Origin of the sequence: Streptomyces racemochromogenes (genome assembly GCF_044129415.1) — a bacterium.
In the GTDB taxonomy this organism is placed as follows: domain Bacteria; phylum Actinomycetota; class Actinomycetes; order Streptomycetales; family Streptomycetaceae; genus Streptomyces; species Streptomyces racemochromogenes_A.
Window position 1 is genome coordinate 1 of the sequence record NZ_JBBDHD010000044.1, and the last position, 23,298, is coordinate 23,298.

The following is a 23,298-nucleotide window of genomic DNA, read 5'->3' on the forward strand; positions in this document are numbered from 1 at the left end:
GGCCCGTCGGCCACGGCCGTCCCGGAACAGCCCAGCGGCCGTTCGCTGTCGTTCGGATACCCCACCAGCCGCGGCCGGCTCCGGCTCGGCGTCGGCGGCGGGTTCCGGCTCGGGCTCGGCGTCGGCGGCGGGTTCCGGCTGGGTGGCGTCCGCGTCGGTGCTCCGCACGGCCAGGGGCTCCGGGTCCTCCGCTACGGCGACGGCCTCGGGGGTGCGCGGCTCCTCCGCCTGCGGTGCGGGCTCGGGTTCCGCTTCCACGACCGCGTCGGCGGCCGACGGTGCGGGCTCCACCTCGGGCTCGGCGGCTGCCTCCGGCGCCGGGGCGGTTTCAGGTTCGGCGGTGGCCTCCGGTTCGGCGGCGGTGGCCTCCGGTTCGGCATCGGCCTCCGGCTCGGGGAGGGCCGGCTCGGTCGCCGCGGCGGGCGCCTGCTGCGGCTCCGGGGCCTCCGCTACGGCGGCGGCCTCCGGCTCGGCCGTGGCCGGCTCCTCCGCCTGCGGTGCGGGCTCCGCCTCGGCGGTGGCGGGCGTCGGCTCGGCCTCGGGCGCGGCCGGCTCCGTTTCCGCGGCCGGTTCGGCCTCGGCGGCCGGTTCCTGGGCCTCGGGGGCCGACTCGGGCCCCGGGGGCGGGGTGGGGCCCTGCGGGGCCGGGGGCGACGGGCGGCGGGCCTCCGGGACGGTCGGCTCCGTCGTCGGGGCGGGGGCGGTGAGCAGGGCTCCCGCCTCGCGGTCGCGCGGCGCGGACTGCGGCGGCACCGTCGGGTTGTCGAAGGACGCCGCCACCAGTTCGGCCGCCGACTCCAGGGGAGTGCGTTCGGCCTGGCTGGGGAGGGCCGCCGCTGGGGCGTCCGACGTCTCGGGGACCGGCTCCGCAGCCCTTCCGAACACCTTGCGCAACAAGCTCCGAATACCCATGGGCCAGGCCTTTCGCATGAGTGCGTGCGTCATTTGTCCGTGCTGCGCGGTTGATCCCTGCCCAGAGTGGACACGTAAGGTTATCGGCCCCTTGGCTGGAACATCGGCAGGGGCGCCCTTCGTGGTGCCCGTCCTACCACCCAACCCGTCCGCTCGCACGAACTGGCCCTCCGCCGTGCCGGGTTCATCCACCGTTCATCCCCGCGCCGCCGCACCGGCTCTGCGGTCCGAGACGTTTCACGTGAAACCGGCCCCGTCAACTCCCCTCCGGCAGCCGCCCCACCGGGAGCCGGAGCGTGGTCAGGGCGCCGCCGTCGGGGGCGTTGGCGAAGCTGAGGGCGATGTCCAGGACGGCTGCCTGGCCCACCGCGATCGTCAGTCCCAGACCGTGACCGCGACCCCGGCCGGGGTCTCCCGTGCGGAACCGCTGCGGGCCCTGTTCGACCAGTTCCGCCGGGTAGCCGGAGCCGTGGTCGCGGATCACGACCACCGGCCCCTCCACCGTCACCTCGACCGGTGGCCTGCCGTGCTTGTGCGCGTTGACCAGCAGGTTGGTCAGGATCCGGTCCAGGCGCCGCCGGTCGGTGAGCACCACCGCGTCCCGCACCACCCGGACGTCGGCGGCGAGCCGGGACCCGGCGACGGCCCGCCGCACGGCCCGCCCGAGTTCCACCCGGGCCAGGTCGGCCCGTTCCACCCCCGAGTCCAGCCGCGAGATCTCCAGCAGGTCCTCGGTGAGCAGGTGCAGGGCCCGCAGCCGGTCCTCGATCATCTCCTTGGGCCGGCCTTCCGGCAGCAGCGAGGCCGCCGCCAGCGAGCCCGTCAGCGGGGTGCGCAGCTCGTGCGCGACATCGGCCGTGAACCGCTTCTCCGCCTCCAGCCGTTCCTGGAGCGAGGCGGCCATCGAGTCCAGGGCCTGGGCGACGTCCCGGACCTCGTCGCGGGAGCGGTGGGGGCCGGAGGCGCCCCGGTCGGCGGGGAAACCGACCCGGGCGTCCAGGTCGCCGGCGCTGATCCGGCGGGCGACGGCGGCCGTGGTGGTGAGGCGGCGGCTGATCCGGTTGGCGAGGAACAGGCCGGCCAGGGCCACCACCCCGGCGGCGAGTGCCGAGGAGGCGAGGATGGCGGTGTCCAGGTCGCGCAGCCGGGCGCGGGTGTTCTCGTACGGGACCCAGACCGCGAGGGCCTGGCGGTCGGCGGGCCCGGCCGCCCACATGACGGGAATGCCCTGGCGGGTGCCGACCATGCTGCCCGTCCGCCCGTGGGCGACGAGGTCGCGCAGGGGGCCCGGGAGCCCGGGCGGGTCGAGGGCGGCGTGGACGTCGCCGTGCGCGGTGCCGTACTCGTAGTGGCCGAGGGCGTGCTCCAGTTCCCGGTCCGCCTCCTTGCGGACCTCCCCGACGACCTGCCGGGCGACCACGTTGTGCACGGCGATCCCGAGCGCGGCGGCCACCGTGCAGCACACCAGGGTGGTGGTCAGGGCGATCTTCCAGCGGAGGCTGCTCAGCGCGCGCATCGCTGCCGGTCCGCACTCAGCGGGACGTCGGTGAGGGTGGGGCAGTCGTCGAGGGTGAGCTGCGACAGGCTCATGCTCTTGGTGTTCGGGTCCCAGACGTAGTCGGAGACGGAGATGTACGCCGGGTTCGAGGTCGGTTCGCGGACCGCGAGGTGCTCGGCGGCGACCTCCACACCCTCCAGGACCCCGCGTCGGGAGAGGATGCGGGCGATCCGGCCGTCGTCCTGGACGGTGTAGACGCGCAGTTCGGAGAGGCGGCCGTCCACGTCCAGGGCGGTGATCAGCTCCTCCCTGCCGTTGCCGGTCAGATCGTGCAGGACGCCGGGCCGCACCGGGCAGTACGGGCCGCCGTCCACAGCCTGTGTGCAGAGCGCGAGCCGCCGGACGGCCCGGGGGTCCACGAGGCGGCCCGTACCGCCGTCCTCGGCGGTGGCGGAGGTGATGTCGGCCCGTACGACGGCCAGGGTGTCCACCCCGCGCATGGTGAGCCCCGGCACCTTGGGCAGGCCCGGGACCACGGCCGCCGCGCCGGGCTGCTGGCCGGGGTCCGGCGGGTCGGGGAAGTGGCCCTTCCACAGGGTCCTGGGGGCGTGGACCGTGCCGCGGTCGCCCTGGCTCTTCAGGCCCGCCACGTCGGCGCACCCGGCGGCCGTGACCGCCAGGGCGGCGGCCAGGGCCGGGGCGGCCAGACGGCGGCGGGGGCGCATGCTTCGATGCTGCCGTGCGCCAGGGGCCCAGGCCCTCGGTTAGTGCTCCGGTTGGGCGATGGCCCGGGCGGCCGCCACCTCCTGGTGGAGGGGGGACAGGACGCCGGCCTCCTCGGGTTCCGCCGGGATGTCGACCCGGTACAGGGTGGGACTGCTGCGGACGCCGTCGGCGAGTTCGCGGAGCTGGCCGGCGATCCGGGCCACCTCGGACGGGGGAGGGGCGGGGGCTCCGTGGTTGACGCGGACCCGGGCCGCCGTCGTGGCGTCCACGATCCGTTCCACGGCCACCACCAGCGGCCACCAGGCGGCGGCGCGGCTGCCGGTGGGCGGGGGCTCGGTCAGGGCCCGCTGGAACTCGCTGCGCACCCCCGAGAGGTCGCGGTAGATCCGCCGCCGGCTCTGGAGCCGGGATTGGCGGGCCGCCCGCAGCGCCGCCTCGTCCGCGACCGGGGCGAAGGCGCACTCCACGTAGCGGGCGGCGTCGTCGACGGCGTCGGCGAGACGGTCGCCGACCCGGGTGTGCCAGCTCTCGGGCCACAGCAGGTAGCCGAAGACCAGGGCGATGGCGCACCCGATCAGGCTGTCCAGCAGCCGGGGCCGGATCAGGTCGAATCCCTGGTGGTTGAGGAGGTCCGACAGCAGCAGGATCACCGGGGTGATGGCCGCGGTCTGGAAGACGTACCCCTTCGCGGAGAACGCCGGGATCAGCGCGGCGAGCAGCATCATCACCGGCACGTCCCACCAGCCGCGCGGGACCTCCGCCAGCACGGCGGCGGCCAGGACCAGTCCGGCGGCCGTCCCCAGGGCGCGCAGCACGGCGCGGGAGAACACCGAGCCGAAGTCCGGTTTGAGGACGAAGGTGACCGTCAGCGCCACCCAGTACGAGCGCTCCACCTCGATCAGGGAGACCAGCGACTGGGCCAGTCCGATGCACAGGGCCAGGCGCAGCCCGTACCGCCAGGAGGCCTCGGACAGCATCATGTCGCGCACTGCCCGCCCGGCCCGCACGCGCAGGGCGGCGGGCCGGCCGAGGCGGTCGTCGGCGTGGTGCGGATCCGGTTCCGCGAGGGGGACGACCGTCGCCGCGTGCCGCAGGGCGGCGTCCACGGCCCGTTCGGACCGGCTTCGGGGGGCGGGCAGGTCGAGGGCCGGGGCGCCGGTGCGGCCCTCCTCGACGGCGGCGGCCAGCTCCCGTACCGCCGCCGGGACCTCCGGGGGCAGCGGCCGGCCGTGCAGGTGGGCGGCGGGGGCGGCCTCGACCAGCGGGATGAGCACGTTCAGCTGGGCGAGGATCCGCACCAGCGAGGCGCTGCGCCCGTGCACCCGGGCGCGGCGGCCCAGGACGAGGTCGTAGGCCTGGTTGAGGGCCTGGGTGACCTGCTGCCGGCGTTCGTCGTAGGCGGGGGCCGGTCCGCCCGCGGCCTCCAGGGCGTCGGCGACGGCCCGGTAGGCGGTCGCGACGGCGGCCCGTTCGGGCTGCCGGCCGCGCAGCGGCCAGCCCAGCAGGGTGAGCAGCAGCACGAACAGGCCGCCCGCGGCGAGCAGCAGCGGGGCCGTCCACCAGGGTTCGGGCAGCGGCAGGCCGGCCCCGACGACGGCGTTGAGCAGGAACACCAGCCCGGACGCGGAGGCGACCGTGCCGATCGAGGAGATCATCCCGGAGAGCAGGGCGATCAGGGTGAGGACCGCGACCGCGACCCAGCCGTGCCCGTAGACCAGGGTGCCCAGGGCCACCCCGATCGCGCCGAGCAACTGCGGGAACGCGATGTTCAGGATCCGCATCCGGTAGGCGTCGGCGGTGTCGCCGATCACCCCGGAGAGGGCGCCCATGGACACGAGCGCGCCGTACTCGGGCTCGTCCAGGGCGAAGCCGACGGCGAGCGGGACGGACAGCGCGATACCGGCGCGGACGGCGGCGGCCCAGGGGACGGGGGCACGGTTCGGCCGCAGGCTCGCCAGGAGCCAGGCGGGGGGAGCCAGGGGGTGGGTCCGGGTCCGTCCGTGCGGTATGTGCTCGGTGGGTCGTTCGGTGGTCATTCCGCTTCCGTGTCACCGCTCGCGAATCGGTTTTTCTGGGGCGTTCTGCGGAGGATGGGTATGTTCCGAGCTTATGGGGTGCGGCGCAGCCGGCCTGCCAGCCATGCGGTGAGCGCGGTGCCCAGTCCGACGGCGAGGAGCACCCAGGCGGTGGTCCGCAGGAACGCGGTGAGCGCGTCGTACACCGCTCCGGCGGCGGCCCGGTCGAGGTCGGCCGGGAGGTCGTCGAGGGTCAGTCGGCGGCACACGGTGACCGCGACGCCCAGCAGGACGGCTCCGGCCGCGACGCCGAGACCGGTGGCCAGCACGGCGCGGCGGCGGTGCACCGCGACGGCCACGGCCGCCGCGGCGAGCAGCAGGGTCAGCACGGGGAGCCAGACCCCCGCGATCTGGAGCATCCGGAACCCCTTCCGGAGCGCGCCGAGGTCGTCGTACTCCATGACCTTCACCGACAGGTGCGTCTCGGGGATGCGGTCGGCGAAGGGCACCCCGTCGGCCACCAGCTCCCCCTTGACGGCGGCCGTCACCGGCGCGAGGTCGATGGTGACGGCGTCCCCGTGTCCGGTGGTGAGGGCGTGGAGGAACGCGGCGTGGGCGGCGCGGTTGGCCGCGTCCCAGGCCGTCCGGTAGGCGGGGGTCCCGGCGAAGGAGCGCAGGGCCTCCCCGATCAGGGCGTCGACCCCGCCCTGGAAGGGGCCCGCGTCGATCTGGCCGGAGAGGGCGCGCGCGGCCTGGGTGACGACCACCCCCTGGACGGCGGGGTTCGTGGCGAGCGGGGACATGGCGGCGGTGTAGCGGTCGGCGTCACCCAGTTGGCGGTCGGCCCAGTACGCGACCGCGCTCGCGGGCACGAGGAGGGCCACGAGCACGATGAGGGCCGCCGACAGGTAGGTGCGCACGTCACCAGGGAAGGCGGGCGCCGGGTCCGGCGCCACCCCGGTTGCTGCGTACGGGGCGCGGCGGGGTCCGGCCCGCGTCCGGAGGGGTGATCCACTTGCCGCTCCGGGACGGCGGGTGTGCCCTGGAGGCGGGAAGAGAGGAGTGCGCCATGGCACACGCGGCCCCCCGCACCATCCAGTGGCACCGTCCGATGACGTCGGCGGAGCACGACCTCCACAGGGGCGCCCTGATCCGCGCCCTGCTGCTCGGCCTCGTCTACGGGATCTGGGCCGCCATGATGAAGCGCGACACCGGTCCGGTCACCGTCGGCAACGTCTTCTACGGCATCCTGTGCGGCGTGCTCTTCGCCGCCGTCATGTACGGCCTCGCGCGGTTCGGGCCGCTGCTCATGCGGGAGCTGCACGCCGCGGCGTACGGGGTGTTCGGCGGGATCGCCGTCGGCTATCTGCACAGCCTCACCAACCAGTCCGTGCTCCGCTCCACCGTTGTCGGCCTGTTCACGGGCATCGGCGTCGGGATCATGGCCTTCTACCGGTACTACACGCGGGAGGACTGAATCCCTGCGCACCACCGTGGCGCCGGTTCCCGCGCCCCGTCGCGGGGCACGGGAACCGGCGCCGCCTCACGGCGTCGCCGGGCCGGTTACGCGGCCGGGCCCGCGGTGGGCCGCTGCGGCTCGCCGTCGGCCGCCGCGCCGGGGGCCTCGGGTGCGGTGTCGCGGGCGGTCTGACGGGCCGGGACCTGCGCTGCGGGCCGGTCCTCGCGGGCCGCGGGGGAGTAGCGGACGGCCTCCGCGCGGATCATGGCGTTCAGGGCGGCGTACGGGTCGATGGGCATGACGGAACCTCACGGTGGTCCGGGTGGGTGTGGGGGGAGTTCTGCCGCTCGGCCCGCTCAGCAGCGCAGGACCACACTCCGGACCGTCCGCGGGGACACGGCCGCCGTGGCCGGCCCGCCCTGGACCACACGGGTGGACTCGCCCGCGTGTTTCACGTGAAACGTCCCCGTCGGCAGCCCGCGCAGGGCCGGCGCCGCGCGCACGACCGTGCGTACGTCCGCCCGGGCGTCGGGATCCGCCGCCGGGTCCGACTGCCCCTCGGCGGGATCGGCCGGGGCGGAGGAGGCGGCACGGGGATCGGTGCCCGCGGTGGCGGCGGCCGCCGCACCGGCGCCGAACAGGCACAGCAGGGCCACGCAGGCCACCGTCAGGGCCCGCGCCAGCACCGACCGCGTGTACCGCGCACCGCTCATGGGGCTTCCATGCCCCGCGGCTCCCGGCGACTCCCCGGCCGCCCCCGAGAAGCCCCCGACCGGGGGACGAGAACACCTCCCCCGGCTGACGGGGCGGCCGGGCGCACCGCGCTCAGCCGGTGCGCAGCGGCCCGGTCAGCCGCGCCAGGACGGACGTCTCGCCGCTGACCAGCCGCAGCCGCGCCCGGCCGCCCCGGTCGGGCGCGGTGGCCCCGTACGGGGAGACCCGCTCGACGGTGAAGACGGCCGTACGGTGGTCCGCGCGCGGGACCTCGATGGTGCGGCCGCGCCGGAGCTCGGCGAGCGGGAGGCCGATGCCGCTGACCACGGCCGTCCCGGCCGACCCGGGGGCCGGGCCGGCGGTGTCCCAGCCGGCCGTGCCCTCGCCGCGCGGCTCGCCCTCGGTCAGCGGGAGGTCCACCCCCAGGCTGGGGATCAGCAGTCGCAGCGGCTGTGAGGGGCGCAGCGGTCCGGCGGCTCCGGTCCGGCTCCTGCGGGCGGGGACGTGGCCGTGGGTGCCGGAGTGCTCCAGCTCGCGGACGAGGCGGCGGTGGCCGGACAGGCCCAGCGCCCGTGAGGGCAGTGCGTCCGTGATGCCCGAGTTCCCCGGCTCGGCGCCCTCTCCTCCGCGCAACAGGGCGATGCCGGTACAGAGCAGAGTGACCGTCAGCGCGGCGGCCGCCCATCGGGCGCGGGACATGGCATTCCTCCTGGAGGCCGGCACGGGCGGCCGGTTCCTGGGAGCCTGGCCCAGTCGAGGGGGGTCGGCACGTCGGCGGTATGCGTGAGTTGACGGGGCGTCATCGGTGTGTCGGGGGGTGCGGCGGGAGTCTTCGCAGTTGGCGGTGGGGGGCGGAGGCGGTTGCGAAAGCGGGAGCCCGTACATCCGAAAGGGTGAGGGCGTCGCTACGGAAGGGGTTCCGCGGGCCAGTTCAGGAGGCGGGCCCCCAGGGCGGCCGTCTGGAGGGTGTAGCGGTGGGTCGGGTTGCCGGGGTCGTGGGCCGTCAGGCTGCGGATGCGTTCCAGGCGGTACGTCAGCGCCCGTACGCTCAGCCCCAGCCGCCGGGCGGCTTCCGCCGTCACGCAGCCGGCGTCGAACCAGACGGTCAGCGTGTCCAGCAGCGGGCCGGCCCCGCCGCGTCCGGCCCGCAGCGGCCCGAGGACGCTCAGCACCAGGTCGGCCAGGGCGTCCCGGTCCCGGGTCAGCACCGGGAAGACGAGCAGCTCGGCGGCGCGCACCAGCGGCCCCTCGAAGCCGAGCCGGTCCGCGAGGTCGAGGGCGCGCAGGGCCTCCGCGTAGGAGGCGGCCACCCCGGCCAGCCCCGGGTGCGGGCGCCCGACCGCGACGAGCCCGCCGGGGCCGCGCTCCGCCCGCGCCCGCCGTGCGAAGCGGGCCGGCACCCCCTCTTCCTCGCCCGGGGCCACGCAGACCAGCCGGCCCTCCTTGGTGGCGAGCAGCACCGCCCCCTCCAGTGCCCGCTCCAGCCGCCCGACCCCGGGGCTCCCGTCCGCGTAGGGGGTCGCCGCACGGGCCACGGCCACCGTGTAGGTGCGGGCCGGGCGGAGTCCGAGGTCCTCGGCGCGCTCGCCGAGGCGGCCGGGGTCGCCCCGGCCGAGGAGGAGGTCGTCGACGAACTCGCGGCGCGCCGCCTCCTCCTGGCGCACCGCCAGCCGCCGGGCCCGCTCCCAGCCCTCGGTGAAGGCGTCGACGGCCTGTTCCGCGGCGTGCAACAGGGGGTCCGGGGCGGCCCGGCCGGCGAGCGCGGCGCGGGTGGCGGCCAGGTGGGCCCCGACCAGGGCGGACAGTCCGTGGCCGGCTTCGGCGGCCCTCTCGCCGAGGGCGCGCCGGGCGTCGAGCTCCTCGCGCGCGGGGCGGCGGCCGGTGGCCGAGACCTCCCCGAGCATGTGCACGTACCCGGTCAGGTACTCCTCGGGTATGTCCCGCCCTGCCGCCGTCACACCGGACCCCGTTCCGCTCGAAAAGCCCCATTCTTCCTCGGCGGACGGGCAGTTCGGCGACGGGGGCGCGGGAGGGCGGGGCCGCGGGCTTGGGAGGGCGGGGCCGCGGGCGAGGTCAGAGCACCACGAAAACCACCGCCGCCGCCCCCATGAGGGCGGCGGCGAGGTGCATCGCGGGGTGGCCGTAGTCGCCGTACCAGAGCTGGCGGGCCAGTCCGCCGAGGGCGGCCAGGGCGGTGATGACGCCGATCTGGGCGAAGAGGGGGATCGCGGTGAACGGGGCCAGGCTCAGCAGAGCCGAGTTCAGCCAGAAGGGTGCGGCGCCGGTCCAGCCCCGCCATTCCCGGATCGCGGACTGCATGTCCCGGCTCCCCATCCTCCGCCCGCGGCACGTCCGCAACCGGAGTGCCGACCTCAACTCGTCGGCTGTACAGCCTCCTTGGGTGTGACGGCCGGGGCAATAGCGCGTTCGGCTAGAAAACCGAAGGCCAGGCCGAAAGTCGTCCACACCGTCGCCTGGATGGCCAGCGACGCGAGCCGGAACTGCCAGATCAGCGTCGCCGGGAAGTCCTCCGGCACCTCGTTGACGCCCGGCAGCAGCGCGTAGGCGAGGCCCACGGCCGCCACGAAGGCGAGCGAGGCGACGACCGAGGCGTTCCAGTTGCCCAGGCGCGGAGCGAGCCGCCGCCCCAGGATCAGGGCGGCCGAGGCCAGCAGCACGCTCAGCGCGATCATCAGCAGGTAGAGGGTGGTCCGCCGGACGACCGTGCCCGGGTCGCCCACCGCAGGGGGATTGGCGGGGTACTTGAGGAACGGCACCAGCGCGACGGTGACGAACAGCCCGCCGCTGACCAGGGCCGCCGTGGCGCGGGGGCCGAAGCGGCCGATCCGGCCGAGGGCGAAGCAGAACACGAGCGCGGCGATGCCGCCGAGCGCGAGCCCGTAGAGCAGGGTGCCGGTACCGAGGCCGGCCGTGGCCTGGAGGGCCCGGCTGACCGGGGCGGCCTCGGCGTGGTCGTGTGCGGCCTCGCCGGCCTCCTCGATGGCGATCGCCGCGTCCACCTTCGACTCGCCCAGCAGGTACGAGACGAGGAAGGCGGCGACGCCCGCGAGCAGACCGGCCAGCATGCCCCGGACCAGGAGGGCACGGGGGGAGACGGTGTTCACGTGGGGAGCTCCTTGCGTGATCGGCGGAGGATCAGCAGGAGGTCAGTGGCAGGGGAAGCCGAGCAGGTGGCGGCCGTCGTGCATCCACTCGTGGACGTTCTCGCCCTGGAAGACCGCGGCGGCACCCTGCTCGACGCCGACGAGGTACAGCAGGAAGAGGGTCACCACGGCGGCGAAGACGGCCCAGGGGGCCAGCGCGGAAAGCGAGATGGGGGCGACGGCGACAGGGGCCGAAGCGGGCACGGCGGAGTGGGCCATGGCAGTACCTCCAGGGGAACACGCGTCCCGGTCAGTGGTGCTCTCGTCGAAGGCGGGCGGGTCTGACTTCCCTCCCCCGTCGCGGCGGGAGGATTCACAGTGGCGCGACCGTGCCGGATTCTCACCGGTACTTCCGTCATACCTTCTACATGTCGTCCGTGACGGTAGCGCGGTCCTGGCGTGAACACCACGGCGTGTGGCCGTCGTCTCACGCCCTGGGCGTGCGCTTTACGCTCTTTTTATGCCTCTGACGCCCCCGGTGCGCCTGCACCTGACGACCCCTCCGCTCGACGCCGCCGCCCGCCAGGGCCGGTTCGCGCCCGCGCGTCCCTGCCCGGGACACGGGGGACTGGCCGGGCCTGACACGGGGGAGTGGGCGGGCCGCACCCTGGACGAGGTCGCCGCCGAGGACCCGGAGGCGGTGCGGCGCTGGCTCACCGACCCGGAGTTCGCCCCGCCCGGCGGCGGGGAGTCGGTGACCGCGCTGATCACCCGTACGGGGGAGCACCTGGCGGGACTGGAGCCGGGCCCGCACCGGGTGGTGGTCGCGCAGGCCGTCGTACGGGCGGTCGTGGTGGCCGCCCTGGAACTGCCGGCCGCCGCCTTCTGGCGGCTCGACGTGCGCCCGGACACCGAGACCGTCCTCAGCGGCCGGGCGGGCCGCTGGAACCTGCGGCTCGGGCACCCCCGCCCCGCGGAATGACGGACGGCCCGGACCCCGCGACGCGGTCCGGGCCGACTTCCGCCGGGCGGAGGGGCCTCAGGCCACGATCCAGTCGGAGGTGGCGATCACCGGCTGGACGCCGTCACGGTGGACGGTGCCCTCGATCAGGCCGTACATCCGGTCCGCCGCGAAGTACACCTCGTTGTCGTTCTTGAGGCCGAAGGGCTCCAGGTCGACGAGGAAGTGGTGCTTGTTGGGGAGGTTCAGGCGCACCTCGTTGACCTTCGGACAGTTGTCGAGCACACGCTCGGCCATCTGGTTCAGGGTCTGCTGGAGCGAGTAGGAGTACGTCTCCGCGAAGGCTTCGAGCAGGTGCTTGCGGACCTTCTTGTAGGACCGGTCCCAGTCGTGGTCGGCGTCGTCGGCGGCCAGCGCCGACTGCGCCCAGCGGGCGGTGACCTTGGTGGCCAGGATGCGGTCGTACGCCTCCTGGAGGGTCGTGTACTTGTCCTTGATGAAGCCGTGGAACTCGGAGTTGGTCGAGTTCATCACGGTCAGGTCCTTCAGGCCGGAGATGACCTGGAGACCGGTGGTCTCGCTGTAGGTGATCTGCGCGGTGCGCACCTCCTGCCCCTTGCGGACGAAGGAGTGCTGCTCCTTGCGCGTCGGGACGGGGATCCGCTCCCAGGCGAACTCCTCGATCCGGATCTGCGCCTCGCGGATGGGGGCCTGGGAGGAGACGAAGTGCTTGGCGAGCAGGATGCCGAAGGCCTCGGGCGAGGCGATGCCGTGCTCCTTGCCGAAGGCGTACACCGTGTTCTTGGTGGTGTCGGTCGGCAGGCAGTTGGCGTTGTCGCCGGTGAGGTGGACGTCGCGGAACTCGCCGCGCAGGGCGACCGAGACGTTCAGGTCGCGGATCTCGGCCCAGGAGCCGTCGCTGCCCTTGCGGGTCACCACGACGATGCGGTTCTCGGCCTTGCCGTACTGGTTCTGGCCCAGGACGTGCTTGCTCATGCTGTCTTCCTTCGGGTACTCGGGAACACGGAGTCCGTTGGTCTGGATCCCGTACGCCCGGCGTCCAGCGCCCGCCCCCCGAGGAGGACGTCCCGCTCCCCGCCGTTCGACCCCTCGGGGGCCGCCCCGGGACTGACGTGCATCCCGGTCCGTAGGTGCTGAGTCGTACCTGTGTACTGACGGGATTGCACCATGTGTACGGCGGGTTTGACCAGCGCACGGAACCTCCGAACACCGGCGCCCGCCGGTTGGGCGACCCCACAACCGTGCAGGTCAGGACATGTGCGCGTCCGTGACGGCGAGGGCCTCGTCGAGGATCGCCAGCCCCTTGGCCACGTCCTCGGCCGCGATGGTGCAGGGCGGGGCGACGTGGATCCGGTTCCCGGCGAGGAGGGGCCACAGGCCGCCCTTCTTCAGGGCCGCGCCGAAGGCCGCCATGGGGGCGTTCGCGGCGCCGGAGGCGTTGTACGGGACGAGCGGCTCCCGCGTGGCCGCGTCCCGGACGAGTTCCAGGGCCCAGAAGGTGCCCAGACCGCGGACCTCGCCCACGGACGGGTGCCGCTCGGCGAGGGCGCGCAGGCCGGGGCCCAGCAGCTCGGTGCCGGTGCGGGCGGACTGCTCGACGACGCCTTCCTCCTCCATCACGTTGATCGTGGCGACGGCGGCGGCGCAGGCCAGCACGTGCCCGGAGTAGGTCAGCCCGCCCGGGTAGGTGCGTCGGGCGAAGGTCTCCGCGATGGCGGAGGAGATCGCCACGCCGCCGAGCGGGACGTACCCGCTGGTGACGCCCTTGGCGAAGCAGAGGAGGTCGGGGGTGACGCCCCAGTGCTCGGCGGCGAACCAGGTGCCGGTGCGGCCGAAGCCGACCATGACCTCGTCCAGGATGAACACGATGCCGTGGCGGTCGCAGATCTCGCGGACGCCCGCCAGGTAGCCGGCCGGGGGCACGAGGACGCCGGGGGCGCCGCCGACGGTCTCCAGGATGATCGCCGCGATGGACTGCGGGCCCTCGAAGACGACCGTGTCCTCCAGGTGGCGCAGCGCGCGCTCGCACTCCTCGGCCTCGCTGCCGGAGTAGAAGGGGGAGCGGTAGGGGAACGGGCCCCAGAAGTGGACGACGCCGGCGGTGGCGCTGTCGTTGCCGAAGCGGCGGGCGTCACCGGTGAGGTTGATCGCGGTGGAGGTGGCGCCGTGGTACGAGCGGTACGCGGACATCACCTTGGGGCGGCCGGTGTGCAGCCGGGCCATGCGGACGGCGTTCTCCACGGCCTCGGCGCCGGCGTTGGTGAAGAAGATCCTGTCGAGGTCGCCGGGGGTGCGCTCGGCGATCAGCCGGGCCGCCTCGGAGCGGACGTCCACGGCGAAGCCGGGCGCGACGGTACAGAGCCTGCCGGCCTGCTCCGCGATGGCGGCGGCCACCTTGGGGTGCTGGTAGCCGATGTTGGTGTAGACGAGCGCACTGGAGAAGTCGAGATAGCGGTTGCCCTCGTAGTCCCAGAAGTAGGAGCCCTCGGCGCCCGCGACGGCGAGCGGGTCGATGAGCTCCTGGGCCGACCAGGAATGGAAGACGTGCTTCCTGTCGGCGTCTTTCACGGTGCGGAGGGCGTCGGCATCTGCGTTCATATAGCGAGGGTAGTTGTCCAGGATGTGGACGCGGGGCTGCCCGTGGCCCGTCGTGGGGGCCGGGGCGGCGCGGGAGGACTTGACGGATCGGACCGGCGGTCCTCGACGGTGGACGAGCGGCCGGATTAGCGTCCCGGGGCGACCGTTCCACGGGGGAGAACGGCCGAAAAGCCCTGGCGGGGGCCGCTCGCGCGTTCTCGGGACCCCGCTCGGAGAGCGGCGGGAGGCCCCCGTCGGGACCCTTTCAGGCCGGGCCGGACGGCTCCGGCGGGCCTCCGGCGGCGCCGGGCGAGGGCTCCGGCGGCACGGGGGAGCACCCGCGGGGCGGTGGGCCGTCCGAGCCGTGGGGCCGTTGTGGCGGCCTGGTGGCCGAATCCGTGGGATTTGTCCATCCTGGTCGGGGGTAGGTGCGGCGCCGAGGGGACGGGTGAGGCCGAGACGGGAGTGCGCCGGTGGCGGAACAGACGCGGAGGCTGGTCCTGGGCGGCGCCACGGCGGGCGTCGTCACGCGGTGCCGGGACTTCACCCGGCGGGCCCTCGCCGACTGGCGCTGGGCGCCGGGTACCGAGGCCGAGGAGGACGCGCTCCTGCTCGTGTCGGAGCTGGTCACCAACGCGTGCCTGCACGCCGGGGGCCCGCGTGAGCTCGTCCTGCGGTACGGGCCGGGCGGCCGGCTGAGGGTCGAGGTGACCGACGACAGCCCGGAGCCGCCGCGGCCCCGCTCCACGCAGGACCGTTCCCGGCCCGGCGGACACGGCCTGGTCCTGCTGGACCACCTGGCCCAGGCCTGGGGGTCCTCCCCCCTCACCGGCGGCCCCCCGGGCAAGACGGTCTGGCTGGAACTCCCGACGCCCCTGCCGGAGCCGTAGACCGGGCTGTCCGGGCCGGGCCGGGAAGGTCCGGCCCGGACCCGCGCGCGTCAGGCCGTCACACCCACTCGCGCTGGGCGGCGCGCAGACCCGCCTCGAAGCGGCTGCCGGCGCCGAGACGTTTCATCAGCTCCGCCATCATCCGGCGGACCGTCCGCAGGGACAGGCCCAGCTGGCGGCCGGCGGCCTCGTCGGTGAGCCCGCTGCCCAGCAGCCGCAGCAGTTCCTTCTCCTGCCGGGTCAGGCCCCGGTCGTCGCGGTCCTGGCGGGTGCCCAGCGGCACCGCCGACTCCCAGATCTGGTCGAACAGCCCGGCCAGGCCGACGACCACGCCCGGCTCGGTCAGCTGGACCGCGCCCTTGCGGGTGTTCTCCGGGTCCGCCGGGACGATGACGGTCTTGCGGTCGAAGATGAGCATGCGCAGCGGCAGCGAGGGCACGGTGCGCACCTCGCCGCCCAGGTCGGTGAGCCACTCCGCGTATTCGGTGGTGACCGAGTCGTTGCGGACGCTGTCCAGGTAGACCGTGCGCATCCGGACGCCGCGGTCCAGGGAGTCGCGGTCGAGCGGCTTGCTGGCCTCAAGGCTCGCTTGAGACTGCGCGCCGCCGGGGTTGAAGGTCAGGCATTCGGAGGTAGCCTCGGTGGAGAGCTCCCTGATCCGGTTCTGTACCGACTCGACGCCGAGGAACTGCTGGGCCACGCGCTGGGTCTGGCCGGTGTAGAGCTCGCTGTAGGTGCTGACCAGCTGGGCCATGTCGGCCTCGCAGCGGGCCACCGCCGCCTGTCTGCTCTCCAGCTCGCGCTTGCGCTCGTTGAGCAGTTCGCGCAGCCCCAACGCGGGGTCGGAAGGCTGGAGTTCGTCCCCCGTGGCGGATCTGTGCAAGAGGCGCAGATCGGTCAGTTTCTCCAGTGACTCGCGCACGTCGGCGGGCGTGATGTGGAGTCGGCGTGCGATCTCCGTGATGCCCCATGCGTGGTTCGCCAGCATGAGTCCGTACACGTCCGCTGTTTGTGCGTCCAGTCCCAGTAGTTCCAACATGGTCGTTCCTCTTCGGTCCCCCGCCGCTCACTCTGCACTGAGCCGCGCCGATACGGCCAACATATGAGACGCCGCAGGTGGATGGCTACTTCCGTGCGGACTCCGTTGCGAGGTTGGCACCGACCTGCCACAGGGTTCTTCCTGCCAGCGGATCTGCTTCCGGATGGGGTCCGGCGTAAAGCAAGCTGGTCACAGAACGAAGGAGCACCCGGCGCCGAACGCCCGGGCGGCTCCCGCTTTACGAACGCTTTTCCAGGGGGAAAACCATGCTGCAGTTCCGTCGTGTCTCCGGTGCCGCTTCCGCCGTCGCTCTCGCCGCCGGCCTGTTCCTCTTCGGTGCGGGCCACGCCCCCGGGCAGGGCGGGGAAAACCGGGTCGCCGTCGAGGCCGGGAACCAGAACTGGGACATCGTCGCCCCCGACGCCGACGCGTCGCCCGAGGCGTTCGTCATCACCTCGTACAACCAGAACTGGGACTAGTCGACTCGCATGCTTATGACCGCGGTTTCCCTGCGCGCACCGGCCGGCATGACGGGCGGCCCGCCGGATCCGCTGCTTCTCGCCTCGTTGTTGAGGTCCGTGGCCACTCCCGCGGACGGCCTGGAACACGTGGCGGTCCGCCCCTGTGACGGGCGCGTCGAGCTCGTCCTGTTCCAGACCGTCTCCGGCGTAATGGAACCACCGGCGTCAGGCGACAGCATTTGCCGCCGGGCACTGGAGATAACCCAACAGCTCAGTGGCTGGACCGTGGAAACCGAACGGTAGACACGGCCCCACGGTTCATTCAGGGGATTCAGCATGGCTATCAGCGTCATTGTCGGCGGCAGCCGGATTCTCTTCCTGGAGGCTCTCGTCGAAGCCCTCCGGTCGGCCGGCGGCATAGAGGTCATCGCCGCGGAAAGCGATCCTCAGCACGTCCTATCACTTGTCCACCGTCATTCACCCGATGTCCTTCTCCTGGAGGACACTCCGGTGGGCGATGACGTACTGCGCCTCGCGTCGGCGGTACGGGCCCGGGTGCCCTCGTGCGGAATCGTTCTGATGATGGCCGGAAATCGCCCTGCGGCGGTCGGCCGGGCGATGGCGGCCGGAGTGCACGGCATCGTTCCGACCGATACGGGCCTGCCGCGGCTCATCGCCACCCTCAAGGGCGTGGCGGCCGGCTGCGTGACGATGGCCCCGTCCCTGGCCGGCAGCGCCATGGGCCTGGGCGTTCCGGGCGCCGGCCCGGCGACGAAGCTCAGCACCCGGGAGTCCCAGGTGCTGCGCCTCACGGCCGGCGGGGCCACCGTCAAGGAGATCGCGGCCGAGCTCTACCTGGCGGCCGGAACCGTACGCAACGTCACCTCGGCCTCCATCAAGAAGCTCGGCGGCCGCAACCGTTTCGACGCGGCCCGCATCGCCGTGGAGCAGGGCTGGATCTGAGGCCGGCCGGACGGGGCGCGGCCCCTTCCGGCCGGCCTCAGGCCTTGCGGGCCCGCAGCCCGGAGAGGGCGGTGCCGCCCCACAGCACGGCCGCGCAGCCGAGTCCGGGCACGTACCGCCAGGCCTGCTCGTCCGCGCCCAGCCCGAGGACCGCGGCCGCGGCGAGGGCCACGGTGGCCAGCATGGCCGCGCCGATCCAGCGCAGCATCGGGGCGCGCAGGGTCCGGGCCAGCGGGAAGAAGTGCGCGCCGACCACCAGGGCCGACCAGGTCAGCATCAGCTCGGGGCGGTCCAGGGTGGTGCGTATGTAGTTGTTGCCCGCGCCCAGGACGGCGACCTCGATCAGCAGCACGGTGAGGAACTTCGGGCCGCCGCCGCCCGGGGCCGGGGGCGTGCCCTTCGCTCCGGCCGGGGTGCTCCGGGCCAGGAGGAAGAGGCGGACGGCCGTGGCGGCGCTCGCGGCGAACAGGACCGCCCCGGCCGCGAGGACGTACGGGCGGGCGGCGCCGTGGACGACGGCCTGTCCCAGGGCGAACCACATCACGCCGAAGGCGGTGCCGATGAGCGATGCCCGGCCACCGTTCTTGAGCTGGTCCCGTCGGGTCCGCAGGACGGGACGGGCGGCGGTCTTCTCCACGGGTGTTGCCTCCTGAGTGCGTGGGTTTTACATCTTCTCGCAGCGGGTGTACCGGCCCTCCCACGGAGACCGGTCGCGGCGGTCTAGCGGAAGAAACCGGCCAGTTCGGCCTTCAGGATCTTCCCCGTCGGCCCCACGGGAAAGGCCTCGGTGAACACGATCCGGCGCGGGTACTTGTACCGTGCCAGCCGCTCCCCGCTCCAGACGGTGATCTCCTCCGCCAGGCGCGGGTCGGGCCGTACGCCCGGCACGGTCCGCAGCACCGCGCAGACCTCCTCGCCGAGCCGGTCGTGGGGCACGCCGACCACCGCGGCCTGCGCCACCGACGGGTGGCCGAGGAGGACCTCCTCCACCTCCCGCGGGTAGACGTTGTAGCCGCCGCGGATGACCACGTCCTTCTTGCGGTCCACGACGCGCAGGTAGCCGTCCTCCTCGCGCAGTCCGATGTCCCCGGTCCGCAGCCAGCCGTCCACCAGCACCTCCGCGGTGGCCTCCGGACGGTTCAGGTAGCCGGCCATCAGCCCGTGTCCGCGTACGACGATCTCCCCGCGCTCCCCGTCCGGCAGCAGCCGGATCCGCCGTGCCTCGTCCGGCGCCGCGATGCCGACCTCGACGCCGGGGATCGGCAGGCCGACCGTTCCGGGACGGCGCGGGATCCCCGGCTGGTTGTAACTGACGCTGGGGGAGGTCTCGGTGAGCCCGTACCCCTCGTAGACGGGGGCGCCCAGCACCTCCTCGACGCGCCGCAGCACCGCCGGGGGGAGCGAGGAGCCGCCCGAGTAGGCGCGGTCCAGCGGCGGCCGGCGGGGGTCGCGCCCGGCCGCGTCCAGCAGGGCCAGGTACATCGTGGGGACGCCCATGACCACCGTGCAGCCGTGGGCGGCCATCAGGTCCAGGGCGCGGGTGCCGCAGAAGCGGGACATCAGCACCAGGGTGGCGCCGGCGTGGAAGCACACGCCCATCCCGCAGATCTGGCCGAAGGTGTGGGACAGCGGCAGTGTGCCGAGCAGGACGTCGTCCCCGTCGAAGGCGAAGGGTGTGCGGGCGGTGGTCGTGATGTTCATGAGCACGCTGTGGTGCGTGAGCATGACGCCCTTGGGTGCGCCGGTGGTCCCCGAGGTGTAGAGGACGACCGCGATGTCCTCGGGGGCCCGGGGCACGAGCCCGTCGAGCGGCCGCGCGCGCTCCGCCTCCCGGTCGAGCCGGGGGAGCTCCGCGGAGACGTCCCGGCCGCCGCCGTCCCCGTCGCAGCCGTCTGCGTCGCCGTCCCCGTCGTGTACGCCGAGCAGCGCCACGCCCGCCGCCCGGGCGCCGGCCGTCCCCCCGGGCAGCAGGGAGGCGGCGCAGACCAGCGCCACCGCGCCCGAGTCCCGCAGGACGTGGGCGATCTCCGGGGCCCGGGAGTGCTCGTGGACCGGAACGGCGGTGCAGCCCAGGGCGAGGACCCCGTAGTAGGCCATCGGGAACGCGGGGGTGTTGGGCAGCAGCAGCGCCACCCTGTCCCCGGCGCCCAGACCCCGCTCGCGCAGCGCGGCCGCGTACCGCAGGGCGCCGTCCCAGAGTTCGGCGTAGGAGTACGAGCGCTCCCCGAAGACCAGCGCGGGATGCGCGGGCCGGCGGGCGGCCGACTCCGCCAGGACGGACGCCACCGACGAGGACGGCGGGGACACCGGGGACGGGGAGCTCATGCGCCGGTCCGGGGCAGGCCGAGTTCGAGCCAGACCGAGTCGAGCGCCTCGACGAACTTCTCCACCTCGGCCGGCTCGGGCAGCGCTCCCGGTGCGATCCGCAGGATCTCCTCACCGGTCTTCACGCTCGGCGCGTTGATGGACTGCACGTAGATCCGGTACCGCTCCAGCAGCAGGGCCGAGGCCTTCTTGCAGGCGGCGTCCTCACCGATCAGCACCGACACGATGTGCGACTCGTCCGACAGGAACGGGATGCCCCGCTCCCGCAGCAGCCCGTGCAGCAGCCGCGCGTTGCGGTGCAGCGCGGTCCGCTCGGCGTCCGAGCCCGCCAGGTGGCGTACGGCGGCCAGCGCGCCCGCCGCGACCGCCGGCGGCAGGGAGGTGGTGAAGACGAACGGCCGCGACAGGGTCCGTACGGCGTCGACGAGCGCGGCCGGACCGGCGATGTAGCCGCCGGCGGTGCCGAAGCCCTTGCCGAGGGTGCCCATCACCACGTCGATCTCGTCGGCCAGCCCCTCGCGGGCGGCGATGCCGGCGCCGCGCGGCCCGTACATGCCCACCGCGTGGACCTCGTCGAGGAAGACCGTCGCCCCGTACCGGCGGGCGATCTCGGTGACCTCGCGGATCGGCGCGACGTCACCGGACATCGAGTACACGGACTCCAGCACGATCAGCTTCGGCCGCTCCGGGGCCTCCGCCGCGATCAGCTCCTCCAGGTGCGCCGTGTCGTTGTGGCGGAAGATGCGCTTGGCGGCACCGCTGTGCCGCAGCCCGTCGATGATCGAGGCGTGGTTCAGCTCGTCCGAGAAGACCACGCAGTCCGGGACGGCCCCGGCGATCACCGTCAGGGCGCCGTCGTTGGCGGTGTAGCCCGAGGTGAAGATCAGTGCCGCTTCCTTGCCGTGCAGCGCGGCGAGCTCCGCCTCCAGCTGTACGTGGACGTGGTTGGTGCCGCCGATGTTGCGGGAACCGCCGGAGCCGGCGCCGAAGCGCTCCAGCGCCTCCCGCATCGCCGCCATGACCTTGGGCTGCTGGCCCATGCCGAGGTAGTCGTTGCTGCACCAGACGCTGATCTCGGCCGTGGCGTCGGCCGGGTCGGCGGAGGTGGAGGCGCTGGGGAAGCGGCCGGCCCGGCGGCCGAGCTCCAGGAACTCCCGCTTGCCGTCCGCGATGGCGGCGGCGGCGCGGTCCGTGAAGAACGCCAGGTGGGCCTGGGGGGACGCCAGGAGGGTCGGGGTCGTGGAAGTCGTCACGATGTCAGCTCGCTTTCTTCGTCAGTTCGAGGCCGCGCCGGAGACCGCCGCGCCCGCGAGGCGCCTGTGGTCGGGCTTTCCGGATTCGGTCAGGGGGAGTTCGGGCCACCGCACGATCCGCGCGGGGGCGTGGGCGGCGGAGAGGGAGGCCGCCACGTGCCGGCGCAGCTCCTCGGGCTCGCAGGGGACGCGCAGCACCACGGCGGCGTGCACGGCCTCGCCGGTCACGGGGTCGGGCGCGCCGAACACCGCGCAGTCGGCGACGGCGGAGTGCGTGAGCAGGGCGCGTTCGACCTCGGCGGGCCGGACCTTGACCCCGGCGGCCTTGATCACCCGGCCGATGCGGTCGACCAGGTGGAGGCAGCCGTACGCGTCCAGGTGTCCGAGGTCGCCGGTCCGCAGCCAGCCGTCCGGCAGCAGGACGGCGGCGCTCTCGGCGGGCAGCCCCTGGTAGCCGGCCATCGCGTACGGGGAGCGCACCTGGACCTCGCCGCGGTCGCCCCGCGGGGCCTCGCGGCCGGTGTCGGGGTCGCAGACGCGGATCTCGACCCCCGGGAACGGCCGGCCCACGCTGGGCAGCAGCTCCGGTTCGAAGTGGTCGAGCTGGTCGAGCAGGGTGATCCGGCCCGCCTCGGTGGAGCCGTAGCACTGCACGAGGCGGGGCCCGAAGACCCGTACGGCGCCGGCCAGCCGGGCCGGGGAGGCCACGCAGCCGCTGTAGATGAGCTGGCGCAGCGCGGACAGATCGGTGCCGGTGGTGTCCGGGTGGTCCAGCAGCCGGTACAGCTGCGGGACGGTCAGGTAGACGCGGGTGATCCGCTCGGCGGCCAGGGCCCTCAGCACCTCGGTGGCCTCGAAGTGGTCGTGGACCACGAGGGTGCCGCCGGAGGCCAGGACCACGTCGGCCATGACGGCGACGGTGTGGCTGGTCGGGGTGACGATCAGCATCCGCTCCGGCGGCCGGCCCGCGAGGGAGGCGGCGTCGCCGAGCACGAGCCGGTTCCAGGCGGCGAAGGACTGCCGTACGCCCTTGGGGCGGCCGCTGCTGCCGCTGGTGTACGTCACGACGGCGCAGTCGGGGTTCCGCGGGGCGAGGACGCCGCCGCCCCCGGAGTCGGCACCGTCCCCGGTGTCGGCGGTGTCGGCGGTGTCGGCGGTGCCCGCGGTGTCGGCGGTGTCGAGCGTGACGACGGCCGGCGACCGCGGCAGCAGACGGGCGAGTTCGCTGCCGCGCGCGGCATGGGCCGGGTCCGTCACGAGGACGCCGACCCCGCACTCCGCGAGGAGCACGGCCTGTTCGGCGGCCGGCAGCGGCAGGTCCGAGCCCGGGTTCACCGACCGGACATACATCACCCCGGCGCCCAGGAGGTGGGCGGCGTACCGGGCGGTGAAGGTCAGGGGGTGGTTGGCCCCGGTGAGGATCCCGACCATGGCGCCCGGCCCGGCGCCCGCCGCCCGGAGCGCGGCGTGGGCCCGGTGCACGGAGCGGACGAGCGCGGCCCCGTCGAGGGCGCCGGCCCGGCCCCGGACAAGGGACCGCCGAGGGGTGCGGGCGACTACGTCGAGGATCCGGGAGACGTAGTGCCCTTGCGCAGTGGATGGTCCGGTCACGCCGTCATTCCGTTCCCTGTGAAGCAGAGTCACCCGCATGCTCGGCCGCGGGAGGGGGCACGGACAAGGTTTTCCGGCAAGACGCTGACACCGGTCACGTGACCTCGTGACATGTGTCATTCCGGCCGCCTCGAAAACCATGGGGGGAATCGGGCGCGCGTACGTGTGAAAGGTCGCCGTGACGAATGTAACGGGGCCCCATTACCTGTGTCAGGGGAAGTTCTGGAGGCCTTCCGGAAGCAGATTCCGGCAGGCAATGATTCTTCTCGTCGGGCCGACCGGCCGGACAACGGGAAAACCTGAAAGGGAATTCACATGGACAAGAACCTGGGCACCGAGGACTTCGCTTCCTTCGAGCTGGAGGAGATCGAGGTCCTCGACGTCGCCGACGGTGCGGCCCTCCCCGAGGTCGGCGCCTCCAGCGGTGACTGGCTGTGCTGCTCCTCGTCGTCCTCCTCGTCCTGCTGCTGAGCTGACGAGGCGGTACGCCGCAGGCAGGTCCGAGCAAGGCGCCCCGCCCACCGTCGGAAGACGGCGGGCGGGCGCCTGCCCCGCTGTATCCGCTGGAAGCCGAGAAAAAGAAAGGGAATTCGCATGGACAACCTGACCGCCGAGGACTTCGCTTCCTTCGAGCTGGAGGACCTGGAGATTCTCGACGTCGTCGACGGTGTCGCCCTCCCCGAGATGGGCGCCTCCAACCTGGGCAGCTGGCTGTGCTGCTCTTCGTCGTCGTCCGGTTCGTCCTGCTGCTGACGCCGGATCCGAGAAC

Annotated in this window: 25 protein-coding genes and 1 pseudogene; 7 read left to right on the forward strand and 19 right to left on the reverse strand. The window is 73.9% G+C overall.

Translation table 11 applies throughout. The features are described 5' to 3' along the window. The 5 genes and pseudogenes from WDV06_RS18300 to WDV06_RS18320 all read right to left on the reverse strand — a co-directional run. Positions 1-912, reverse strand: a pseudogene (locus WDV06_RS18300) (hypothetical protein); the annotation flags it as partial. Positions 913-1,168: 256 nt separating this feature from the next. Continuing rightward, positions 1,169-2,428 carry a sensor histidine kinase gene (locus WDV06_RS18305; protein ID WP_395510828.1) on the reverse strand — a complete coding sequence of 420 codons (1,260 nt, stop codon included), beginning with the start codon at positions 2,426-2,428 and terminating at the stop codon, positions 1,169-1,171. Beyond that, complete coding sequence (locus WDV06_RS18310; RefSeq protein WP_395510829.1) at positions 2,416-3,135, reverse strand: hypothetical protein; 720 nt, start codon at positions 3,133-3,135, stop codon at positions 2,416-2,418. Before WDV06_RS18310 ends, WDV06_RS18305 begins: the two co-directional genes overlap by 13 nt. 39 nt (positions 3,136-3,174) lie before the next feature. Beyond that, positions 3,175-5,172 carry an FUSC family protein gene (locus tag WDV06_RS18315; RefSeq protein ID WP_395510830.1) on the reverse strand — a complete coding sequence of 666 codons (1,998 nt, stop codon included), beginning with the start codon at positions 5,170-5,172 and terminating at the stop codon, positions 3,175-3,177. Between the two features lie 71 nt (positions 5,173-5,243). Next, positions 5,244-6,071 carry a hypothetical protein gene (locus WDV06_RS18320; RefSeq protein ID WP_395510831.1) on the reverse strand — a complete coding sequence of 276 codons (828 nt, stop codon included), beginning with the start codon at positions 6,069-6,071 and terminating at the stop codon, positions 5,244-5,246. Between the two features lie 149 nt (positions 6,072-6,220). Here WDV06_RS18320 and WDV06_RS18325 point away from each other — a divergent pair, with 149 nt between their 5' ends. Then, a complete protein-coding gene (locus WDV06_RS18325; protein ID WP_395510832.1) occupies positions 6,221-6,628 on the forward strand; it encodes a hypothetical protein in 408 nt (135 codons plus the stop codon). An 86-nt stretch (positions 6,629-6,714) separates the two neighbouring features. On the opposite strand, the gene WDV06_RS18330 is transcribed toward WDV06_RS18325, so the two are convergent. The 7 genes from WDV06_RS18330 to WDV06_RS18360 all read right to left on the reverse strand — a co-directional run bounded on the left by WDV06_RS18330 (position 6,715) and on the right by WDV06_RS18360 (position 10,707). Beyond that, positions 6,715-6,909, reverse strand: a complete 195-nt coding sequence (locus WDV06_RS18330) for a hypothetical protein (RefSeq protein WP_395510833.1) — start codon at positions 6,907-6,909, stop codon at positions 6,715-6,717. Positions 6,910-6,966: 57 nt separating this feature from the next. Continuing rightward, positions 6,967-7,323, reverse strand: coding sequence for a hypothetical protein (locus WDV06_RS18335; protein WP_395510834.1), 357 nt, complete (start codon positions 7,321-7,323; stop codon positions 6,967-6,969). Positions 7,324-7,435: 112 nt separating this feature from the next. Beyond that, positions 7,436-8,023 carry a class F sortase gene (locus tag WDV06_RS18340; RefSeq protein WP_395510835.1) on the reverse strand — a complete coding sequence of 196 codons (588 nt, stop codon included), beginning with the start codon at positions 8,021-8,023 and terminating at the stop codon, positions 7,436-7,438. Positions 8,024-8,229: 206 nt separating this feature from the next. Continuing rightward, the gene (locus WDV06_RS18345; RefSeq protein WP_395510876.1) at positions 8,230-9,228 is read right to left on the reverse strand and encodes a PucR family transcriptional regulator; all 999 of its coding nucleotides are present in this window, start codon (positions 9,226-9,228) and stop codon (positions 8,230-8,232) included. Between the two features lie 169 nt (positions 9,229-9,397). Beyond that, a complete protein-coding gene (locus WDV06_RS18350) occupies positions 9,398-9,643 on the reverse strand; it encodes a hypothetical protein (RefSeq protein WP_395510836.1) in 246 nt (81 codons plus the stop codon). A gap of 53 nt (positions 9,644-9,696) precedes the next feature. Beyond that, positions 9,697-10,449: a CbtA family protein gene (locus WDV06_RS18355; protein ID WP_395510837.1), complete on the reverse strand. Its 753-nt coding sequence runs from the start codon at positions 10,447-10,449 to the stop codon at positions 9,697-9,699. Positions 10,450-10,491: 42 nt separating this feature from the next. Further along, positions 10,492-10,707, reverse strand: a complete 216-nt coding sequence (locus WDV06_RS18360) for a CbtB domain-containing protein (RefSeq protein WP_395510838.1) — start codon at positions 10,705-10,707, stop codon at positions 10,492-10,494. A gap of 241 nt (positions 10,708-10,948) precedes the next feature. Here WDV06_RS18360 and WDV06_RS18365 point away from each other — a divergent pair, with 241 nt between their 5' ends. Beyond that, positions 10,949-11,410 (forward strand): histidine phosphatase family protein, encoded by a 462-nt coding sequence (locus WDV06_RS18365; protein WP_395510839.1) that lies wholly within the window; start codon positions 10,949-10,951, stop codon positions 11,408-11,410. Between the two features lie 57 nt (positions 11,411-11,467). On the opposite strand, the gene pucL is transcribed toward WDV06_RS18365, so the two are convergent. Together pucL and WDV06_RS18375 are read right to left on the reverse strand one after the other, a co-directional pair. Then, on the reverse strand, positions 11,468-12,385 hold the full coding sequence (gene pucL, locus WDV06_RS18370) for a factor-independent urate hydroxylase (protein WP_395510840.1): 918 nt from the start codon (positions 12,383-12,385) through the stop codon (positions 11,468-11,470). Between the two features lie 273 nt (positions 12,386-12,658). After that, on the reverse strand, positions 12,659-14,008 hold the full coding sequence (locus WDV06_RS18375; RefSeq protein ID WP_395510841.1) for an aspartate aminotransferase family protein: 1,350 nt from the start codon (positions 14,006-14,008) through the stop codon (positions 12,659-12,661). 452 nt (positions 14,009-14,460) lie between these two features. Between WDV06_RS18375 and WDV06_RS18380 the strand changes: the two genes are divergently transcribed. Further along, positions 14,461-14,877, forward strand: a complete 417-nt coding sequence (locus WDV06_RS18380) for an ATP-binding protein (RefSeq protein ID WP_395510842.1) — start codon at positions 14,461-14,463, stop codon at positions 14,875-14,877. Positions 14,878-14,935: 58 nt separating this feature from the next. Here WDV06_RS18380 and WDV06_RS18385 read toward each other — a convergent pair whose 3' ends face one another. Further along, positions 14,936-15,916, reverse strand: a complete 981-nt coding sequence (locus tag WDV06_RS18385) for a LuxR C-terminal-related transcriptional regulator (RefSeq protein WP_395510843.1) — start codon at positions 15,914-15,916, stop codon at positions 14,936-14,938. A gap of 266 nt (positions 15,917-16,182) precedes the next feature. Here WDV06_RS18385 and WDV06_RS18390 point away from each other — a divergent pair, with 266 nt between their 5' ends. Next, positions 16,183-16,395 carry a hypothetical protein gene (locus WDV06_RS18390; protein ID WP_395510844.1) on the forward strand — a complete coding sequence of 71 codons (213 nt, stop codon included), beginning with the start codon at positions 16,183-16,185 and terminating at the stop codon, positions 16,393-16,395. Between the two features lie 492 nt (positions 16,396-16,887). Further along, entirely contained in the window at positions 16,888-17,340 is a 453-nt protein-coding gene (locus tag WDV06_RS18395) for a helix-turn-helix transcriptional regulator (protein WP_395510845.1), read from the forward strand. 37 nt (positions 17,341-17,377) lie between these two features. On the opposite strand, the gene WDV06_RS18400 is transcribed toward WDV06_RS18395, so the two are convergent. The 4 genes from WDV06_RS18400 to WDV06_RS18415 all read right to left on the reverse strand — a co-directional run bounded on the left by WDV06_RS18400 (position 17,378) and on the right by WDV06_RS18415 (position 22,529). Further along, positions 17,378-17,977, reverse strand: a complete 600-nt coding sequence (locus WDV06_RS18400) for a hypothetical protein (RefSeq protein WP_395510846.1) — start codon at positions 17,975-17,977, stop codon at positions 17,378-17,380. An 83-nt stretch (positions 17,978-18,060) separates the two neighbouring features. Next, positions 18,061-19,665, reverse strand: coding sequence for a long-chain-fatty-acid--CoA ligase (locus WDV06_RS18405; protein WP_395510847.1), 1,605 nt, complete (start codon positions 19,663-19,665; stop codon positions 18,061-18,063). Then, positions 19,662-20,870 (reverse strand): 5-aminolevulinate synthase, encoded by a 1,209-nt coding sequence (gene hemA, locus WDV06_RS18410; RefSeq protein WP_395510877.1) that lies wholly within the window; start codon positions 20,868-20,870, stop codon positions 19,662-19,664. The genes WDV06_RS18405 and hemA overlap by 4 nt, the downstream gene beginning before the upstream one ends. A 69-nt stretch (positions 20,871-20,939) precedes the next feature. After that, the gene (locus WDV06_RS18415; RefSeq protein ID WP_395510848.1) at positions 20,940-22,529 is read right to left on the reverse strand and encodes an ANL family adenylate-forming protein; all 1,590 of its coding nucleotides are present in this window, start codon (positions 22,527-22,529) and stop codon (positions 20,940-20,942) included. Between the two features lie 315 nt (positions 22,530-22,844). Between WDV06_RS18415 and WDV06_RS18420 the strand changes: the two genes are divergently transcribed. Together WDV06_RS18420 and WDV06_RS18425 are read left to right on the forward strand one after the other, a co-directional pair. After that, positions 22,845-23,000, forward strand: a complete 156-nt coding sequence (locus WDV06_RS18420) for a thiazolylpeptide-type bacteriocin (protein ID WP_351877899.1) — start codon at positions 22,845-22,847, stop codon at positions 22,998-23,000. A 123-nt stretch (positions 23,001-23,123) separates the two neighbouring features. Then, entirely contained in the window at positions 23,124-23,282 is a 159-nt protein-coding gene (locus tag WDV06_RS18425; protein ID WP_094191377.1) for a thiazolylpeptide-type bacteriocin, read from the forward strand. Positions 23,283-23,298: the final 16 nt, after the last annotated feature.

What these genes read in the sequence shown, in the direction of transcription:
- WDV06_RS18305 (WP_395510828.1), bottom strand. Translation starts at nt 2,428, where the DNA reads ATGCGCGCGCTGAGCAGCCTCCGCTGGAAGATCGCCCTGACCACCACC.
- WDV06_RS18310 (WP_395510829.1), bottom strand. Translation starts at nt 3,135, where the DNA reads ATGCGCCCCCGCCGCCGTCTGGCCGCCCCGGCCCTGGCCGCCGCCCTG.
- WDV06_RS18315 (WP_395510830.1), bottom strand. Translation starts at nt 5,172, where the DNA reads ATGACCACCGAACGACCCACCGAGCACATACCGCACGGACGGACCCGG.
- WDV06_RS18325 (WP_395510832.1), top strand. Translation starts at nt 6,221, where the DNA reads ATGGCACACGCGGCCCCCCGCACCATCCAGTGGCACCGTCCGATGACG.
- WDV06_RS18330 (WP_395510833.1), bottom strand. Translation starts at nt 6,909, where the DNA reads ATGCCCATCGACCCGTACGCCGCCCTGAACGCCATGATCCGCGCGGAG.
- WDV06_RS18335 (WP_395510834.1), bottom strand. Translation starts at nt 7,323, where the DNA reads ATGAGCGGTGCGCGGTACACGCGGTCGGTGCTGGCGCGGGCCCTGACG.
- WDV06_RS18340 (WP_395510835.1), bottom strand. Translation starts at nt 8,023, where the DNA reads ATGTCCCGCGCCCGATGGGCGGCCGCCGCGCTGACGGTCACTCTGCTC.
- WDV06_RS18345 (WP_395510876.1), bottom strand. Translation starts at nt 9,228, where the DNA reads ATGCTCGGGGAGGTCTCGGCCACCGGCCGCCGCCCCGCGCGCGAGGAG.
- WDV06_RS18350 (WP_395510836.1), bottom strand. Translation starts at nt 9,643, where the DNA reads ATGCAGTCCGCGATCCGGGAATGGCGGGGCTGGACCGGCGCCGCACCC.
- WDV06_RS18360 (WP_395510838.1), bottom strand. Translation starts at nt 10,707, where the DNA reads ATGGCCCACTCCGCCGTGCCCGCTTCGGCCCCTGTCGCCGTCGCCCCC.
- WDV06_RS18365 (WP_395510839.1), top strand. Translation starts at nt 10,949, where the DNA reads ATGCCTCTGACGCCCCCGGTGCGCCTGCACCTGACGACCCCTCCGCTC.
- pucL (WP_395510840.1), bottom strand. Translation starts at nt 12,385, where the DNA reads ATGAGCAAGCACGTCCTGGGCCAGAACCAGTACGGCAAGGCCGAGAAC.
- WDV06_RS18375 (WP_395510841.1), bottom strand. Translation starts at nt 14,008, where the DNA reads ATGAACGCAGATGCCGACGCCCTCCGCACCGTGAAAGACGCCGACAGG.
- WDV06_RS18385 (WP_395510843.1), bottom strand. Translation starts at nt 15,916, where the DNA reads ATGTTGGAACTACTGGGACTGGACGCACAAACAGCGGACGTGTACGGA.
- WDV06_RS18390 (WP_395510844.1), top strand. Translation starts at nt 16,183, where the DNA reads ATGCTGCAGTTCCGTCGTGTCTCCGGTGCCGCTTCCGCCGTCGCTCTC.
- WDV06_RS18405 (WP_395510847.1), bottom strand. Translation starts at nt 19,665, where the DNA reads ATGAGCTCCCCGTCCCCGGTGTCCCCGCCGTCCTCGTCGGTGGCGTCC.
- WDV06_RS18420 (WP_351877899.1), top strand. Translation starts at nt 22,845, where the DNA reads ATGGACAAGAACCTGGGCACCGAGGACTTCGCTTCCTTCGAGCTGGAG.
- WDV06_RS18425 (WP_094191377.1), top strand. Translation starts at nt 23,124, where the DNA reads ATGGACAACCTGACCGCCGAGGACTTCGCTTCCTTCGAGCTGGAGGAC.